Below are 16832 nucleotides of genomic sequence, written 5' to 3' on the forward strand. Positions count from 1 at the left end.
CGCGTTTGTGGCTTTGTGGCGGTCGGTCGGGCCTCGGCTGGGCGGTGGGGGTCCCGGCGTCCCCCGACCCGCCCGACAGTGTCATTCCGGGTGTGCGGGGGGATCAAACCAGGTGTTGTGCGCTGTCGGGAGAATCCCGTGCTCAGCGAGGCGCTGTGCCAGGAGACGCAGGTCCGTGGCTTCCTTCATCCCCCAGCGCACGACGTCTGCTTGCCTGCGTATGCGGTCCTCGCGCTGCTTCTCGCGCCACAAGGCCTCCTGGGCCGCTTTCGGTCCGAGCTCGGGGTCGACCGCATACTTCACCTTGCCGTCGAACTCACCGATGATCAGGTCGGCACCAATGCGCCACCCGAAGTCGGCGAATCCGAATGCACCGTCGGCGTCCTCCAAGGGGTACTGCAGGATGGGCTTGGGCACGTTCAACCGGAACATCCCCAACCGGCTCAGACTCTCGCCGGCCGTGTGAGCGGCGCCGTCGACGAGATTGGAGAAGAGTTGCGCCTGCTTGCGCCCCCGCGCGCGCCGCGGTATGGCGGCAACCTCCTCGGCGATCTCGTCCCGAGAGCACCACTCCCGGCGCAGCGCCTGATCCCCGGCGGCGAGCGCATTATCGAGCCGGTCGGACCGGGCGAGATCGACCACGGTGCGCGCAACCGGGGTGATCAGTAGCCCATGTAGCGACATCAACCGATCGCAGGCGCCGATGCACCGGGACATGCCGGCGCGACTGCCCCGGTGGCGGTGGCCGTTGTCCGCGCCATTCCACGGGTCGCCCAGGATCTGGACGCGCGTTGGCCAAGGGCTGATGCGGGGTAGGACCAAGACGGCGGCAGCGCTGGCGCGGGCGAACGCCAGCGGCACCTTCGAGGTCAAGGTCATGGCCGCTGCGTGCACCCGTGCAGCGTGCTGATACTCCGGGGTGAGTTCCTGCCAGACGACCGTCGCGATCCATACGCCACGCCGGACCCGAAACCACTCTGTTGGGAGCGCGCATGGCTCGATGCCGCGAGCTCGCAGGTCGCGTCCGAGCCGGAGCAGGCTGGGGTCGAACGGCAGAGGAATTGGTGGACCGAACATGTTGTCACTGTCGCGCAGAACGGTCGTCCTGTCGTGGGTCCACCAGTAGGCCTGTGGATAGCCAGTGGATAGCCCGTCACGTCGGCGCGCCATCGGCCACGCCCCCACCACCCCGCCCAAGCCCGACGGACCGCAACCAGGCCATCAACTCGGGCTTGGCTTTCGTTTTGGGGCCTGGAAATAGGCCGGCCCGAGAACGAAAACCTGGCCCGAGTCACCAATAACTAGAGGTACTGCCCGGTGTTGGTGACCGTGTCGATGGTGCGGCCGGGCTCGGTGCCGGACTTGGTGGAGACGAGTGTGCGGACGTAGATGATCCGCTCGCCCTTCTTGCCCGAGATCCGCGCCCAGTCGTCGGGGTTGGTGGTGTTGGGCAGGTCCTCGTTCTCCTTGAACTCATCCAGGCACGAGGACAACAGGTGCTCGACCCGGATGCCCCGCTGGCCGGTGGTCAGGAAGTCCTTGATCGCCGACTTCTTGGCCCGGTCGACGACGTTCTGGATCATCGCCCCGGAGTTGAAGTCCTTGAAGTAGAGGATCTCCTTGTCGCCGCCGGCGTAGGTGACCTCGAGGAAACGGTTGTCCTCGTCCTCGGAATACATGCGCGCCACCGCGGCCTCGATCATCGCCTCCACCGTGGCCTCGGCCGAGCCGCCGTTCTCGGCGACGTCGTCCGCGTGCAACGGCAGGTCGGCGGTGAGGTATTTGCGGAAGATGTCGCGCGCCGACTCCGCGTCCGGGCGTTCGATCTTGATCTTCACATCGAGCCGGCCGGGCCGCAGGATCGCCGGGTCGATCATGTCCTCGCGGTTGGTCGCGCCGATGACGATGACGTTCTCGAGACCCTCGACCCCGTCGATCTCGGCCAGCAGCTGCGGCACGATCGTCGTCTCGACGTCACTCGACACGCCGGACCCACGGGTGCGGAAGAGCGAGTCCATCTCGTCGAAGAAGACCACCACGGGCGTGCCGTCGTTGGACTTCTCCCGCGCCCGGTGGAAGATCAGCCGGATGTGCCGCTCGGTCTCGCCGACATATTTGTTGAGCAGTTCCGGGCCCTTGATGTTGAGGAAGTAGCTCTTGGAGAGCGGCTTGCCCTCCTTCTCGGCGACCTTGCGCGCCAGCGAGGCGGCAACCGCCTTGGCGATCATGGTCTTGCCGCAGCCGGGCGGGCCGTAGAGCAGCACGCCCTTGGGCGGCTTGAGCTGGTGCTCGGTAAACAGATCCGGATGCAGATAGGGCAGTTCGACCGAGTCGCGGATCGCCTCGATCTGACCCCGCAGGCCGCCGATGTCCTCGTAGGAGATGTCGGGGACCTCCTCCAACACCAGGTCCGCGACCTCGGCCTTCTCGATGCGCTCGAAGACGAACCCGCTGCGCGGCTCGAGCAGCAATGCGTCGCCGACGCGGACCGGCACGTCCGCGAGGGACTCGGCCATGCGGCATACCCGCTCCTCGTCGGCGTGCGCGACCACGAGCACCCGGTCCGGCTCGATCATCTCCTTGACGAGGACGACCTCACCGACGCGCTCATAACCGCAGACGGCCACGACATTGAGGGCCTCGTTGAGGCGGACATCGCGCCCGCCCACCAGATCTTCGGGCGGGATGGTCGGGCTGACGGCGACGTGCATCTTGCGGCCGCCGGTGAGGATGTCGGCGGTGCCGTCGTCGTGGACCTGCAGGATGATGCCGTATGCCGCGGGCGGATTGGCGAGCCGGTCGACCTCGACCTTGAGGTTGACCAGCTGCTCGCGGGCATCCTTGAGGGTGCGCACGAGGCGCTCGTTCTGGGCGGACATGGTGGCCATCTGCGAGCGCACACGGCGCAGTTCGAGGGTCGTGTCTTCGGTCACGACAGCCTCCTCCCGATCCTGCTGCCCCCGTTGCGGGAGCGGCGTCTGTTCGACTCTAACTCCCGCATCCGACAAAGCGTGGGAGGAATTCGTCACGGCTCGGGACCGTCCCACGCCCTGGGACCGATTCGGGGATTCAGGGCTGCAGACCACGGTTCGTGGCTCCCCCCGAGGTAGTGCGGCGAAGCGAGGACGCTTCGTGGGGTCATCAGGGCAGGCGAGGTCCGTCGCCGATCGACCGGGCGGTGCGGCGCACCCGCTTGTCGCTGGGCACCCGCTCCCCGAGGTCCTCGGCGGTCCACTCCTCCGCGGCGTCCGCGTCATACCCGCGGCCGGGGCGCCGCTTGCGCAGGGGCGGGGTGACGCCGGGTGCGAGCCGGCGGGTGGTGATCAAGAAGCCGGTATGCCCGTGCATCCGGTGCACGGGGCGCACCGCGAGTCCTTCGAGGTGCCAGTCGCGCACCATCGACTCCCACGCGTGCGGCTCGGTGAAGCCGCCGTGATCGCGCATCGCCTCGGCGACGCGGGAGAGCTGGGTGGCGGTGGCGACATAACAGATCAGCAGGCCGCCGGGAATCAGGGCGTCACCGACGGCGTCCAGGCACTCCCACGGCGCGAGCATGTCGAGGACGACCCGGTCCACGGTGCCCGGCTCGACCGCCGCCGGCAGGCTCTCGACGAGGTCGCCGACCGTGACCGTCCACGCCGGATGGTCGCTGCCGAAGAACGCGCGCGCATTCGCCTGGGCGATCGTGGCGAAGTCGGTCCGCCGCTCGAAGGAGAGCACCCGCCCCGACTCCCCCACCGCGCGCAGCAGGGACATCGACAGCGCCCCGGATCCGACGCCGGCCTCGACGACCACGGCGCCGGGGAAGATGTCGCCCATCATCACGATCTGCCCGGCGTCCTTGGGATAGACGACCGCCGCGCCGCGCGGCATCGACATCACATAGTCGGCGAGCAGTGGGCGGATCGCGAGATATTCGATGCCAACCGTGTTGGTCAGGGTCGAGCCGTCGGGCGCGCCGATCAGGTCGTCGTGGCGGATGAACCCGCGGTGGGTGTGGAACTCCTTGCCGGCTTCCAGCGTGATCGTGTGCATCCGCCCCTTCGGGTCGGTCAACTGCACCCGGTCGCCGATGCGGAAGTTGCCGCGGCGCAGGTCCGCCTCGATCGCCGTCATGGGGCGAAATGCTACGTCGGCTACGACAGGCTGTTGTTGACCGCGTCGACGGTGACCACGCCGAGGAGTCGGCCGTTCTGGCGGATCGCGACGACGCCGGTGCCGAGGTCGCGCAGGGGCGCGAAGAGTTCGGTCACGGGAGCATTGGGGTCGAGGTCGAGGACCCAGCCGGGTGGCTGCGGTCGGCTGACGGAGGAGACGGAGGTATGCGGTGCGGCTTGGGGCGGCACGGCCTGCAGGGCGGCGGCGTCCACCAAGGCGACCGGAGTGCCGCTCTGGTCGACGACCACCGGCGGGACCCCGGTGGGCAACTGGGTGAGGGCGGCGTCGTACGGCACCGGGGCGACGGGGGTCATGACGTCGACCACCCGCACTCTCGACAGCGCCCCGCCCACCTGGCCGGACGTGATCGCCGAGCGCGCGCCCTGCCACAGGAACATGCAGATCAGCAACGCCCACCCGATCGAGAACAACGACGGCTGGTCGCCGCGCAGCAGGGGCCGGCCGACGAACCAGTACAGCACGCCGAGCGTGACGGCCATACCGCAGTAGCCCGCAGCCACGCGGCCCTTGTGCCGGTCACCGGTCAGCTTCCACACCAGCGACTCCACGAGCTGGCCACCGTCGAGGGGCAACCCAGGCAGCAGGTTGAACAGGGCGAGCAGCAGGTTGAGATAGCCGAACAGGCCGGCCAACCCGTGCGCGATTCCCGGATCGAGCACGGCGGCGAGGCCGTAACCGACGGCGCTGAGGACCAGGTTGGAGAGCGGGCCCACGACGGCGATCGTCGCGCTGCGCACGGGGGTGGAGCGACTGACGTCGAGCGCGGTGTGCCCGCCCCACAGGTCGGCCACCACGCGGTGCACGGGGAAGCCGAACGACCGCGCCCCCAAGGCGTGGGCACCCTCGTGCACCATCACCGCCAGCAGCAGTAACAAGGCATACCCGATGGCGACGAGGTAGGCGCGGCCGCCGAGGTCGGGCTGCAGCTGCGGGCCGATGAGGGCGACGATGATCAGCGCAAGCAGGCCCCAGGACCTGCCGATGTAGACCGGCACCCCGGCGATCGTCGCCACCTTGATGCCGGGGGCGGGCGGTTGGCCGGGTTGCGAGGTCACGCGCCGAACCTATCTGGCCGCGCCGGGCAAAGTTCGCGCGAGCAGGCGCCGGCGTGACGGATACTGCTACCCATGCCGTTCTCCCCCGACGCCACGTCGACGCTCACCGAACTGCTCAGCCGGCGCATTCTCTTCCTCGACGGCGCGATGGGCACGATGCTGCAGCGTCACCGCCTCGGTGAGGCCGACTTCCGGGGCGAGCGCTTCGCCGACTGGGGCAGCGACGTCATCGGCAACAACGACCTGCTGTCGCTGACCCAGCCACACCTGATCCGCGAGGTCCATGACCAATACCTCGCCGCCGGGGCCAATCTGATCTCCACCAACACCTTCAACGCCCAGCGCATCTCGATGGCCGACTACGGCATGCAGGAGCTGAGCGCGGAACTCAATCTCGCCTCGGCGCGCCTGGCGCGCGAGGCGGTGGACGCCGCGCTGGCGACCGATCCGCATACCCCCCGCTTCGTGATCGGCTCCCTCGGCCCGACGAACCGCACCGCGTCGATCTCCCCCGACGTGTCCGATCCGGGCGCGCGCAATGTGGCGTATGACGAGTTGGTGGCGGCGTATCACGAGCAGGCGGCGGCGCTCGTCGAGGGCGGCGCCGACGTCCTCGCGATCGAGACGATCTTCGACACCCTCAACGCCAAGGCGGCGATCTTCGCCGTCGAGACGCTCTTCGAGGAGCAGGGCCGGCGCTGGCCGGTCATCATCTCCGGGACCATCACCGACGCCTCCGGGCGCACCCTCTCGGGTCAGGTCGCCGAGGCGTTCTGGAACTCCGTGCGCCATGTGCGCCCGATCGCCGTGGGGTTCAACTGCGCGCTCGGGGCGGCGCAGATGCGGCCGTTCATCGCCGACCTGTCGCGGGTCGCGGACACCTTCGTCTCGTGTTACCCGAATGCGGGGCTGCCCAACGCCTTCGGGGAGTATGACGAGACGGCCGGTGAGACGGCGGCCGCGCTGGTCGAGTTCGCTCAGGCGGGCCTGGTCAACCTGGTCGGGGGGTGCTGCGGTACGACGCCCGAGCACATCGCCGCGATCGCCCAGGGCGTCGGTGGCATCGCTGCGCGTCCGGTCCCGCAGGTGCCGGTGGCGATGCGGCTGTCCGGCCTGGAACCGTTGACGATCACCGAGGACAGCCTCTTCGTCAACGTCGGCGAGCGGACGAATATCACCGGGTCGGCGCGCTTCCGCAAGCTCATCCAGGCCGAGGACTATCCGGCCGCCCTCTCGGTGGCGCGCCAGCAGGTCGAGGCCGGTGCCCAGGTCATCGACGTTAACATGGACGAGGGCATGATCGACGGCGTCGCCGCGATGGACCGATTCCTCAAACTCATTGCCTCCGAACCGGATATCTCAACCGTGCCGCTGATGATCGACTCCTCCAAGTGGTCGGTCATCGAGGCCGGTTTGAAGTGCGTCCAGGGCAAGCCGATCGTCAACTCCATCTCGATGAAGGAGGGCGTCGAGCCCTTCCTGGAGCAGGCGCGGCTGTGCCGAAAGTATGGCGCGGCGGTGGTCGTCATGGCCTTCGACGAGACCGGGCAGGCCGACACCCTCGAGCGGCGCAAGGAGATCAGCAAGCGGGCCTACGAGTTGCTGACGCAGGAGGTCGGTTTCCCGGGTGAGGACATCATCATCGACCCCAACATCTTCGCGGTGGCGACGGGGATCGAGGAGCACGCGACCTACGGGATCGACTTCATCGAGGCGACCCGGTGGATCAAGCAGAACCTGCCCGGCGTGCTCGTCTCCGGCGGTGTGTCGAATGTGTCCTTCAGCTTCCGCGGCAACAACCCGGTCCGCGAGGCGATCCATGCCGTCTTCCTCTATCACGCGATCAACGCCGGCATGGACATGGGCATCGTCAACGCCGGCCAGCTGGTCGTCTACGATCAGATCGACCCCGAGCTGCGCGAGCGGATCGAGGACGTCGTGCTCAACCGCCGGGCAGACGCGACGGACCGGCTGCTGGAGATCGCCGAGAAGTTCAACGTCTCTGGGGCCGAGGACGATTCGTCGGCACCGGAGTGGCGCACCCTCCCGGTTGCCGAGCGGATCACGCACGCTCTCGTCAAGGGGATCGACGACTTCGTCGAGGCCGACACCGAGGAGTTGCGCACCGAGATCGCGGCTCGCGGCGGCCGGCCGTTGGAGGTCATCGAAGGTCCGCTGATGGACGGCATGAATGTCGTCGGCGACCTCTTCGGCGCCGGCAAGATGTTCCTGCCGCAGGTCGTGAAGTCGGCCCGGGTGATGAAGAAGGCCGTCGCCTATCTCATCCCGTTCATCGAGGCCGAGAAGCAGCCAGGGGACGCCTCGCACGCCAAGGGGCGCATCGTCACCGCGACGGTCAAGGGCGACGTCCATGACATCGGCAAGAACATCGTCGGCGTTGTCTTGCAGTGCAACAACTACGAGGTGCACGACCTCGGGGTGATGGTGCCGGCGCAGAAGATCCTCGACACGGCCAAGGAACTGGAGGCCGACGCGATCGGCCTGTCCGGCCTGATCACCCCCTCGCTCGACGAGATGGTCAATGTGGCGTCCGAGATGGAACGCCAGGGCTTCGAGATCCCCCTGCTCATCGGGGGCGCGACGACGTCGAAAGCGCACACCGCCGTCAAGGTCGACCAGCGCTATCACGGCCCGGTGGTCTGGGTGAAGGATGCCTCGCGCTCCGTTCCCGTTGTCTCCCAACTGCTTTCGGACGACCACCGCCCGAAGCTCGTGGCGTCCATCGCCGACGAGTACGACACGATCCGCACCCGGCACGCGGCCAAGTCCGGAGAGCGGCCACTCCTGAGCCTGGAACAGGCGCGCGCCGCGGCACCCGAGATCGAGATCTCCGCCGAGACCGTGGCGACGCCGAAGCAGGCCGGCATCCACCGCTTCACCGACTACGACCTGGCCGAGTTGCGCGAGTACATCGACTGGACGCCGTTCTTCGCCGCGTGGGAGATGCGCGGCCGGTTCCCGGACATCCTCAACAACCCTGCTTCGGCCGCGGCCGCGCGCAAGTTGTATGACGACGCTCAGGCGATGCTCGACCAGATCGTCGAGCGGAAATGGTTGCGCGCCAACGGGATCACCGGGATCTTCCCGGCAGCCCGGGTCGGCGACGACACGGTCGTCTACACCGACGACACCCGCACCGAGGTGCGCATGACGCTGCACCACCTGCGCCAGCAGGGGCAGCACCGCGAGGGCGTGCCCAACCGCTCACTTGCCGATTTCATCGCACCCCAGGACAGCGGCATACCGGACTGGATCGGCGCCTTCGCCGTCACGGCGGGTCTGGGTTCGCAGGAACGCGTGATGGCCTTCAAGGCCGAGCACGACGACTACAACGCCATCCTGCTCGAGGCCCTCGCCGACCGGCTCGCCGAGGCGTTTGCCGAGCGCCTGCACGAGCGGGTCCGCACCGAGCTGTGGGCCTACGCGCCCGACGAGACCCTCGACAACCAGGCCCTGATCGAGGAGCGCTACCGCGGCATACGACCCGCCCCCGGCTATCCCGCCTGCCCTGACCACACCGAGAAGGCGGTCATCTGGGAGCTCCTCGACGTCCAAGAGGAGACGGGCATCGAGCTGACCGAGCACATGGCGATGTGGCCCGGCGCCGCTGTGAGCGGGCTGATCTTCGCCCACCCGCAGGCACAGTACTTCGTCGTCGGTCGCCTCGGGCGCGACCAGGTCGAGGAGTATGCCGGCCGTAAGGGCTGGGATCTCCGCACCGCCGAGCGCTGGCTCTCCCCCAACCTCGGCTACCACCCGGAGGAGTGAAACGCGCGGCCCTGACGCACGGTTGGGCCGCGCGCCCAGAGCCTCAGACCGGGACGATTGGGCTCGTGCCGCACCCGCGTGGCACGACCCAGGCCTGACCCATCATGCCGAGGTCGGAGTGATTGCCGAAGTGGCAGTGGTAGATCACCCGGCCGAGGAAGTGCTCGAACCGGGTCAAGAAGGTGACCTCGCCGCCGAGCTTGTCGACCAGCACGGTGTCTTCATAGGAGCGGGTGTCGACCGACGTGCCGTTGACGGAGACCACCTGGAAGGGGTTGACGTGGATGTGGAAGGGGTGCGTCAGGCCGGTCGGGTTCTTGATCGTCCACTGCTCGAGCGCGCCGATCTCGCAGACCTGGTCGATCCGGTTGGGGTCGAACGGCTTGCCATCGATGGCGAACCCTCCCGCGGTGGTGAACGTCAGCGTGCGCCGCTTGTCGACCTTGAATTTGCGTAGGTCCGTCCGCGGGGCGAGGAGTTTGTTCAGGTTCACCGGTGTCGGGGTCACCCCCTCGCCGCCGCAGACCACCGTCGCCAGGGTGTCCTCGACCGAGACGACCCCGAAGCCGAAGTCGAAGGGCAGGACGCGCAGGGCGTGCATGCCCGCTTCGCCACCGGTCACCAGGACATCGGCACGCTGACCGGCGGCGAGCCGCAACTCGGTCAACTCAAGTGCGGCGGTGTAGGGCATTCCGTCGGCCGCCACGCGCGTCATCGTGTGACCGTCGAGGGTGAGCCGGAAGACGTGGTTCATCGAGGTGTTCACGAACCGCCACCGCTGCGTCTCACCGGGGGCGATGTCGATCGTCGGGTTGATCTCGCCGTTGACCAGCCGGATCTGACGAGCCTGGGAGGTGCGGGTGCCCGAGGCGATGTCGCCATCGGGGGTCCAGAAACTCGTCGACAGCGTGATGACGCGATCCCGACTGATGTCCTTCGGGATGCGGCCCTCCCCCTTGGGTTGAGTGAAGAGCGTCCCGAACATGCCACTGAAGATCTGCTGACCGGTGTGGTGATGGACGTGCGGGTGGTACCAGTTCATGCCCTCGGTGGCGTTGCTCCGCAAGGGGATTTCGTAGTCGAAGCTCTCCCCCGGCATGACATGGATCATCATATTGTCGGCATTGCCCATGCCGGAGACGTGCAGGCCGTGGGTGTGGATATTGGTGCCCTCCGGCAGTTGGTTGACCAGCCGGATCCGGAGCAGGTCACCCGGTTCGACGAAGAGCGTAGGACCGGGCACGGTGCCGTTGAAGGTGAGCACGGGACGCGGTATGCCGCCCACGACTCGCGTGGCCGCCTGCGCCACGAGCTCGGCCTCCAGCACGCCCTTCCGCGAGGAGATGATGTCCGGCTCGAAGAGCGGTGCGCCCAAGGGCGGTGCCGCGTGGGCAGCCCTGCTGAGCATCGGGACGCCTCCGGCTCCCAGGGCGACCCCGCCGGCCGCGCTCAGGAGGACACGGCGAGAAACGCCAGAGCGGGTCGGATCAATCGTTGGCATCGGGACCTTCCTCATCATCGGTTAGCTGAACCGATGACCCACTCCGCCCGGGAATACCTCAATCACGCAAATGTGACATGCCAAACACGGGATGGCGCGCGTCGGCCGTCCGGCCGGCTATCGGCGCTGGACGGTCGAGACCCGCCGCGTTGGTAGAGTCGGGCAGCGATGTCATCGACACCTTCGCGCAATCCGCTGCCCCGCCGAGACCACCGCCCGGGCCTGACCCGGGCGACCCCGATCTCCACCTATCGACTTCAGATCAACGGAGAGTTCGGGTTCGACGCCGCGGCGGCGGTGGTCCCCTATCTCGCCGAACTCGGTGTCAGCCACCTCTACCTGAGCCCCATCCTCGAGCCGGAGCCGGGCAGCACCCACGGCTATGACGTCGTCGATCACTACGCACTGAACTCCGAGGCGGGCGGCCGCGAGGCGTTCGAGCGCCTTTCGGACGCAGCCCGGGCCGCCGGGCTCGGGATCATTGTCGACATCGTGCCCAACCACATGACGGTGCCACAAGAGACCTATCTCAACAGCCAGCTGTGGGACGTCCTGCGCCACGGCCGCGCCTCGCAGTATGCCGACTGGTTCGACGTCGACTGGGAGGCAGAGGATTTCAAGATCCTCATGCCCATCCTCGGCGCCGACCTCGACACCGCCTTGACCAACGGCGAACTGGCGGTCGCTCACGATGGGGGCGCGGACAGCACCGAGACGGTGCTGCGCTACTACGACCACGAGCTGCCCGTCCGGCCCGGCACGGAGAGCCTCGACCTTCCGGCGCTCGTGGACGCACAGGCATACCGGCTGGCCCACTGGGAGGACGGCCAGACCGACCTGAACTACCGCCGCTTCTTCGACGTCACCACCTTGCAGGCGGTGCGCGTCGAGGAGGACGAAATCTTCGACGCCACCCACGAACTGCTCCTCGAGCTCTATCGCGAGGGCCGGATCGACGGCTTCCGGATCGATCATCCGGACGGCCTCGCCGATCCGGGCGGCTATCTCGGGCGCCTCGCCCACCGGACCGGCAACGCCTGGGTGGTCGTCGAGAAGATCCTCGAGGGCCACGAGGAGCTGATGCCCCAGTGGGCGTGCGCAGGCACGACCGGGTATGACGCCCTGTTGCGCGTGCAGCAGGTCCTCACCGACCCGACCGGCACCGAGACGCTCGACGCCATGTGGGCCGAGATTGCCGCGCCCGAGCGGGTGGACCTCGGGGACGTCATCATTGCCGCCAAACTGCAGGTCGTCGAGGAGGTCCAGGCCGCCGAGGTCAACCGACTGCTGCGCCTGGTCGAGCGGGTCCTGCCCGACACCGATCTCGAGGCCGCGCGCCGCGCCCTGACCGCGCTGCTCGTCTCGATGGACCGCTACCGCGCCTATCTCGTTGCGGGACAACGTCCGGCGCGCTCTCAGCTCGTCGTGCTCGCCCAGGCCGAGGGCCGGGCTCGGGACCGGCTCGACGCCGGCGACCACCCGGTGCTCGGCCAGATCACCCAGCTCGCCCGGGGCGGCCGCCCCGCCGGCGGCCTGTCCGACCCCGACGCCCACGAGGCCATCGCCGAGTTCGTCACCCGCTTCCAGCAGACGTGCGGCCCGGTCATGGCCAAGGGCATCGAGGACACCGCGTTCTATCGCTGGCTGCGCCAGACCGGCGCCAACGAGGTCGGCGGCGACCCGGGCACGCTCTCGATCGAGGTCGACGAGTTCCACGCGTATGCCGAGGAGCGGCTCGAGCACTGGCCGCTGACGATGACGACGTTGTCCACCCACGACACGAAGCGGTCGGAGGACGTGCGCGCCCGGCTGGCCGTGCTGTCCGAACGGGCCCAGGACTGGCAGGACTGGTTCGCCGAAGCCCGCCGGATGTCGGCGCGGCTGCGCAACGGATTGGTCGACCCCGAGACCGAATACCTCATCTGGCAGACCCTCGTCGGCACGTGGCCGATGACGCCCGAGCGGATGTCCACCTATCTGCTCAAGGCGACCCGCGAGGCGAAGACGCACACGGCCTGGGTCGACGGCGACGAGCCGTATGAAGAGGCGATCGTCGCCTTTGCCACGGCGCTCATCGAGGACCCCGACGTCGGGGCGCATATCCAGCGCTGGGTCGACCAGACCGCTGAATCATCGCGCGCTTTCTCGTTGGCGCAGAAGCTCATTCAGTTGACGATGCCTGGGGTACCCGACCTCTACCAGGGCAGCGAATATGCCCTGTTGACCCTCGTCGATCCCGACAACCGGGGAGCAGTCGACTACGACGAGCACCGCATCCGGCTGGAGGCGCTTTCCGAGGGGGCGCTGCCTCAGGATCTGTCCGAGGCCAAGCTGCGCGTCGTCACGACAGCACTGCGGCTGCGGCGCGAGCACCCCGAGTGGTTCGTCGGGCGCACGGCGGACTATCTGGCCCTGGACACCGGGAGCCCGAATGCGATCGCCTTCGCCCGAGGTGGCACCGACGGGCCGGCAGCCGTGACGGTCGCCGCGATCGCTCCCCATCGACTCCGCAACTCCGGCGGCTGGCAGGACGAGCACCTCGACCTGCCTGCAGGTGACTGGCGGGATCTGTTGTCCGGCAACGAGTTCACCTCGGTCGACGGCATACCCACCGGGGACGTCCTGGGCGAGCAGCCCGTCGCGCTGCTGGTGCGCCGATGACCGGTGAGCCGGTCCGGATCGCCGTCTGGGCGCCGCGGGCCGGGGCAATGGAGATCGCCCTCGGGGAGACACCGCAGACCGCGCCGATGCAGACCGAGCCGGGGCAGACCGAGCCGATGCAGGCCGGCGCCGGCGGCTGGTGGTCCTGGGAAGGCAACCCCGCGGCATACGGCGAGCACCTCGACTACGCCTTCATTGTCGACGGTGCGCAGCCACCGCTGCCCGACCCACGCAGCGCGTGGCAGCCGCACGGTGTGCACGGCCCGAGCCGCCACTTCGACACGACCGTTTTCGAGTGGACCGACGACGACTGGCGCGGAACCCGCAGCGGCGCAGGCGTTCTCGGCGGCGTGGTCTATGAACTGCACATCGGCACCTTCACCCCCGAGGGCACCCTCGACGCTGCGGTGGAGCACCTCGACCACCTCGTCGAGCTGGGGGTCGACCTCGTCCAGCTCCTTCCGGTCGCGGCCTTCCCCGGCCGCTGGGGCTGGGGCTACGACGGCGTCGCGCTGTATGCCGTGCACGACGGCTACGGCGGACCGGCGGCCCTGCAGCGTTTCGTCGACGCCGCCCACGGCAAAGGTCTCGGCGTGTGCCTCGACGTCGTCTACAACCACCTCGGACCGAGTGGCAACTACCTGAGCCGGTTCGGCCCCTATTTCACCGACCGGCACCACACGCCGTGGGGCGAAGCGGTCAACCTCGACGGCCCGGACAGCCGGACCGTCCGGGACTTCGTCATCGGCAATGCGACGCGGTGGATGCGCGAGTTCCACATCGACGCCCTGCGCCTCGACGCGGTCCACGAACTCCGGGACGACTCCGATATGCACCTGCTCGCGGAACTGTCCGATGCGGTGGGCCGTCTCGCCGCCGAGCTGGGCAGGCCGCTCGAGCTGATCGCCGAGAGCGACCTCAACGACACGGTCATGGTGACCTCGACCGCCCTCGGCGGGCTGGGCATGACGGCCCAGTGGGATGACGATGTCCACCACGCGCTGCACACGGTCCTGACCGGCGAGATCCACGGCTACTACGGCGATTTCGGCGGCGGGGCGCAAGGCCACGAAGAGCAGGACGCCTTGGCCGTCCTCGCCAAGGTCTTCACGCGCGGGTTCCTCCACGACGGCACCTTCTCCACCTTCCGTGGCGGGCCGTGGGGCAAGCCGGTGGCCACCGAATCGTTCGACGCCCGGCGCCTGCTCGGCTACCTGCAAACCCACGACCAGGTCGGCAATCGCGCTCTGGGAGAACGCATCACGGCGCTGCTGCCCCCGGGGCGGCAGCACATCGGGGCGGCGCTCTATCTGCTCGGGCCATTCACGCCGATGATCTTCGCCGGCGAGGAGTGGGCGACCTCGTCGCCATGGCTGTTCTTCACCAGCTTCGAGGACGCCGACCTGGCGGAAGCGGTCCGGCTGGGCCGGCGTGAGGAGTTCGCCGGTCACGGGTGGGCGGCCGAGACGATCCCCGACCCGCAGGCGGTCGGCACCCGCGACGAATCGGTCTTGCGATGGGGTGAACTCCACGGCACCGGCGGCAGCATGTTCCAGTGGTATCGCGACTTGATCGCGTTGCGCCGCAAGCACATCGACGGGCCGACTCATCTCGCCGACGTCGTCATCGAGGCCGACGAGACCGCACGGCTGGTGCGTATGCAGCACGCTGGACTCTCGGTCATCGCCAACCTCGGCGAGGAGGAAGCCAGTTTCGAGATGGCTGAGGATCCGGGGGTCGAGTTGTTGTCCAGTGGTGCTGTCACCGTCGAGGGGCGGCAGCTGACGCTGGCCCCGGACGCCGTCGTCATCCTCGGCTAGAACCGCCTCAGCCGAACAGCCTCAGCAACTCGCCGGCCCGCATACCCTCGAGTGACGCGACGTGAACGGCGCCATCGATGTCCGGCAGCGCGATGACGTGCGGCACGGCCAGGGTGGGGACACCCGCGGCGACCGCTGAGCGGACCCCCGTGGCCGAATCCTCGATCGCCACGCACTCCCCCGGCGCCGCGTCGAGGGCGGCACACGCGACGAGATAGGGCTCGGGGTGCGGTTTGCCGTGGGTGACGACGTCGCCGGTGACCACGGCCGCGAAGACTCCGTCGGGCAGCGCCGCCGTGACGGCGTGCGCGAGCGACTGCCAGGACATCGTCACCAGGGCGCACGGCACCCCGAGATCGACGAGTTCGAAGAGCAACTCCTTGGCGCCGGGCCGCCACGGGATGTGATCGCGCACCTGGAGCACGACCCGCCGCAGCAATTCCTCGACCAGTTCCTCGGGGCTCATCGTCACCGGCGAGTTGTCGAGGATGAACCGTGCCGAAACCAGCAACGGGTTGCCCACGAGTTGATGGGCGAGCTCTTCGCTCCACTGGCCCCCGTGTTCGGCGACGATCTCGTGCTCCGCTGCGATCCAATATGGCTCGGTGTCGACGAGGGTCCCGTCCATATCCCACAGCACGGCGGCGGGCAGGGCCGGGCGGTCGGTCACGAAAGGTCCTCTTCGGAGACGGCAGGATCGGTCCGAGTGTACGGCGACGGCAGGGCTCTGACCGTAATGCCCATCCGCACGCGATAGCCTGCCGACGTGATCGAGCTCGAGGACCTGCCGCCGCTGAACGACCCGATCATGATCGTCGCCTGCGAGGGGTGGAACGACGCGGGCGAGGCCGCCACCGGGGCGGTGGACCACCTCGCCGAGCTCTGGGACGCCGAGCCGGTCGCCGCCTTGGACCCGGAGGACTACTACGACTTCCAGGTCAACCGGCCCCGGGTGCTGCTCGACAAGGGCCGCCGCCGGATCCAGTGGCGCACCACCCGCATCCTGCTCGCCCAGCCGGAGGACATCGACCGCAGCATCATCCTGGTCAGCGGAATCGAGCCGAGCTTCCACTGGCGCGGCTACACGGTCGAGCTCATGGAGTTCGCGCAGGCGGCCGGGGCGACCACCTTCGTCACCCTGGGCGCTCTGATGGCCGACGTCGCTCACACCCGCGCCATCCCGGTCACCGCCACCTCCGAGGATGACGCGACGATGCATCGCTTCGATCTCGAACCCAGCGGCTACGAGGGCCCGACCGGCATCATCGGTGTCCTGTCCGACGCCGCGACCCAAAGCGGTCTGACCGCCATCTCGTGCTGGGCCGCCGTGCCCCACTACGCCGGTCACGCCCCCTCCCCGAAGGCCACCCTGGCGCTGCTGACGACCCTCGCCTCGCTCTTCGACCTGCCGATCGACACCACCGACCTGCCCGAACTCGCCCAGCAGTGGGAGGCCGGCATCAACTCCCTCGCCGAGTCCGACGAGGAGATCGCCGAATACGTCGAGGCCCTCGAGAAGGCCCAGGACACCGCCGAACTTCCCGAGGCCAGCGGCGACGCCATCGCCCGAGAGTTCGAGCGCTACCTACGCGGCCACGGCCCCGACGACGAGTCGGAGGGCTGACCCAGCGAAGTATCGACGCGACGAAGGAGCGGAGAACTTCGTGGCATTTGCTGGCACTTTTGGGGTCCCCGAGAAGTATCGACCCGACGAAGGAACGAAGAACTTCGTGGGGTGTTTAGACGCGGACGCCGAGAAGAGCGTCGAGGGTGCGGGCGAGGATGCCCGGGGCGTGCGGCATACCGGCGGCGTCGGCGGCCACGGCC

At 68.5% G+C, this 16832-nt stretch carries 10 protein-coding genes; 4 read left to right on the top strand and 6 right to left on the bottom strand.

Translation table 11 applies throughout. The features are described from left to right. Positions 1–81 precede the first annotated feature (81 nt). From BN11_RS09620 to BN11_RS09635, 4 genes are all read right to left on the bottom strand, one after another. Positions 82–1077, bottom strand: coding sequence for a hypothetical protein (locus BN11_RS09620; RefSeq protein WP_048697069.1), 996 nt, complete (start codon positions 1075–1077; stop codon positions 82–84). A gap of 224 nt (positions 1078–1301) precedes the next feature. After that, complete coding sequence (arc, locus tag BN11_RS09625; RefSeq protein WP_048697070.1) at positions 1302–2933, bottom strand: proteasome ATPase; 1632 nt, start codon at positions 2931–2933, stop codon at positions 1302–1304. Positions 2934–3141: 208 nt separating this feature from the next. After that, positions 3142–4116, bottom strand: a complete 975-nt coding sequence (locus tag BN11_RS09630; protein ID WP_048697072.1) for a tRNA (adenine-N1)-methyltransferase — start codon at positions 4114–4116, stop codon at positions 3142–3144. A gap of 20 nt (positions 4117–4136) precedes the next feature. After that, the gene (locus BN11_RS09635) at positions 4137–5234 is read right to left on the bottom strand and encodes a site-2 protease family protein (RefSeq protein WP_048697073.1); all 1098 of its coding nucleotides are present in this window, start codon (positions 5232–5234) and stop codon (positions 4137–4139) included. Positions 5235–5306: 72 nt separating this feature from the next. Between BN11_RS09635 and metH the strand changes: the two genes are divergently transcribed. Next, positions 5307–9023, top strand: a complete 3717-nt coding sequence (gene metH / locus BN11_RS09640) for a methionine synthase (protein ID WP_048697074.1) — start codon at positions 5307–5309, stop codon at positions 9021–9023. 43 nt (positions 9024–9066) lie between these two features. Here the strand turns inward: metH and BN11_RS09645 are convergent, their stop codons facing one another. Beyond that, a complete protein-coding gene (locus BN11_RS09645) occupies positions 9067–10524 on the bottom strand; it encodes a multicopper oxidase family protein (protein ID WP_162213200.1) in 1458 nt (485 codons plus the stop codon). A 168-nt stretch (positions 10525–10692) separates the two neighbouring features. On the opposite strand from BN11_RS09645, the gene treY reads away from it, so the two are divergent. Beyond that, complete coding sequence (treY, locus tag BN11_RS09650) at positions 10693–13185, top strand: malto-oligosyltrehalose synthase (RefSeq protein WP_083433656.1); 2493 nt, start codon at positions 10693–10695, stop codon at positions 13183–13185. Further along, positions 13182–15005, top strand: a complete 1824-nt coding sequence (gene treZ / locus BN11_RS09655; RefSeq protein WP_083433657.1) for a malto-oligosyltrehalose trehalohydrolase — start codon at positions 13182–13184, stop codon at positions 15003–15005. The genes treY and treZ overlap by 4 nt, the downstream gene beginning before the upstream one ends. A gap of 7 nt (positions 15006–15012) precedes the next feature. Here the strand turns inward: treZ and BN11_RS09660 are convergent, their stop codons facing one another. Then, positions 15013–15675: an HAD family hydrolase gene (locus BN11_RS09660; RefSeq protein ID WP_235435429.1), complete on the bottom strand. Its 663-nt coding sequence runs from the start codon at positions 15673–15675 to the stop codon at positions 15013–15015. Between the two features lie 96 nt (positions 15676–15771). Here BN11_RS09660 and BN11_RS09665 point away from each other — a divergent pair, with 96 nt between their 5' ends. Further along, on the top strand, positions 15772–16629 hold the full coding sequence (locus tag BN11_RS09665) for a PAC2 family protein (protein ID WP_048697078.1): 858 nt from the start codon (positions 15772–15774) through the stop codon (positions 16627–16629). The last annotated feature ends 203 nt before the right edge of the window (positions 16630–16832 follow it).

The sequence above is a fragment of the Nostocoides australiense Ben110 genome, assembly GCF_001050535.1.
Taxonomy (GTDB): Bacteria; Actinomycetota; Actinomycetes; order Actinomycetales; family Dermatophilaceae; genus Nostocoides_A; species Nostocoides_A australiense.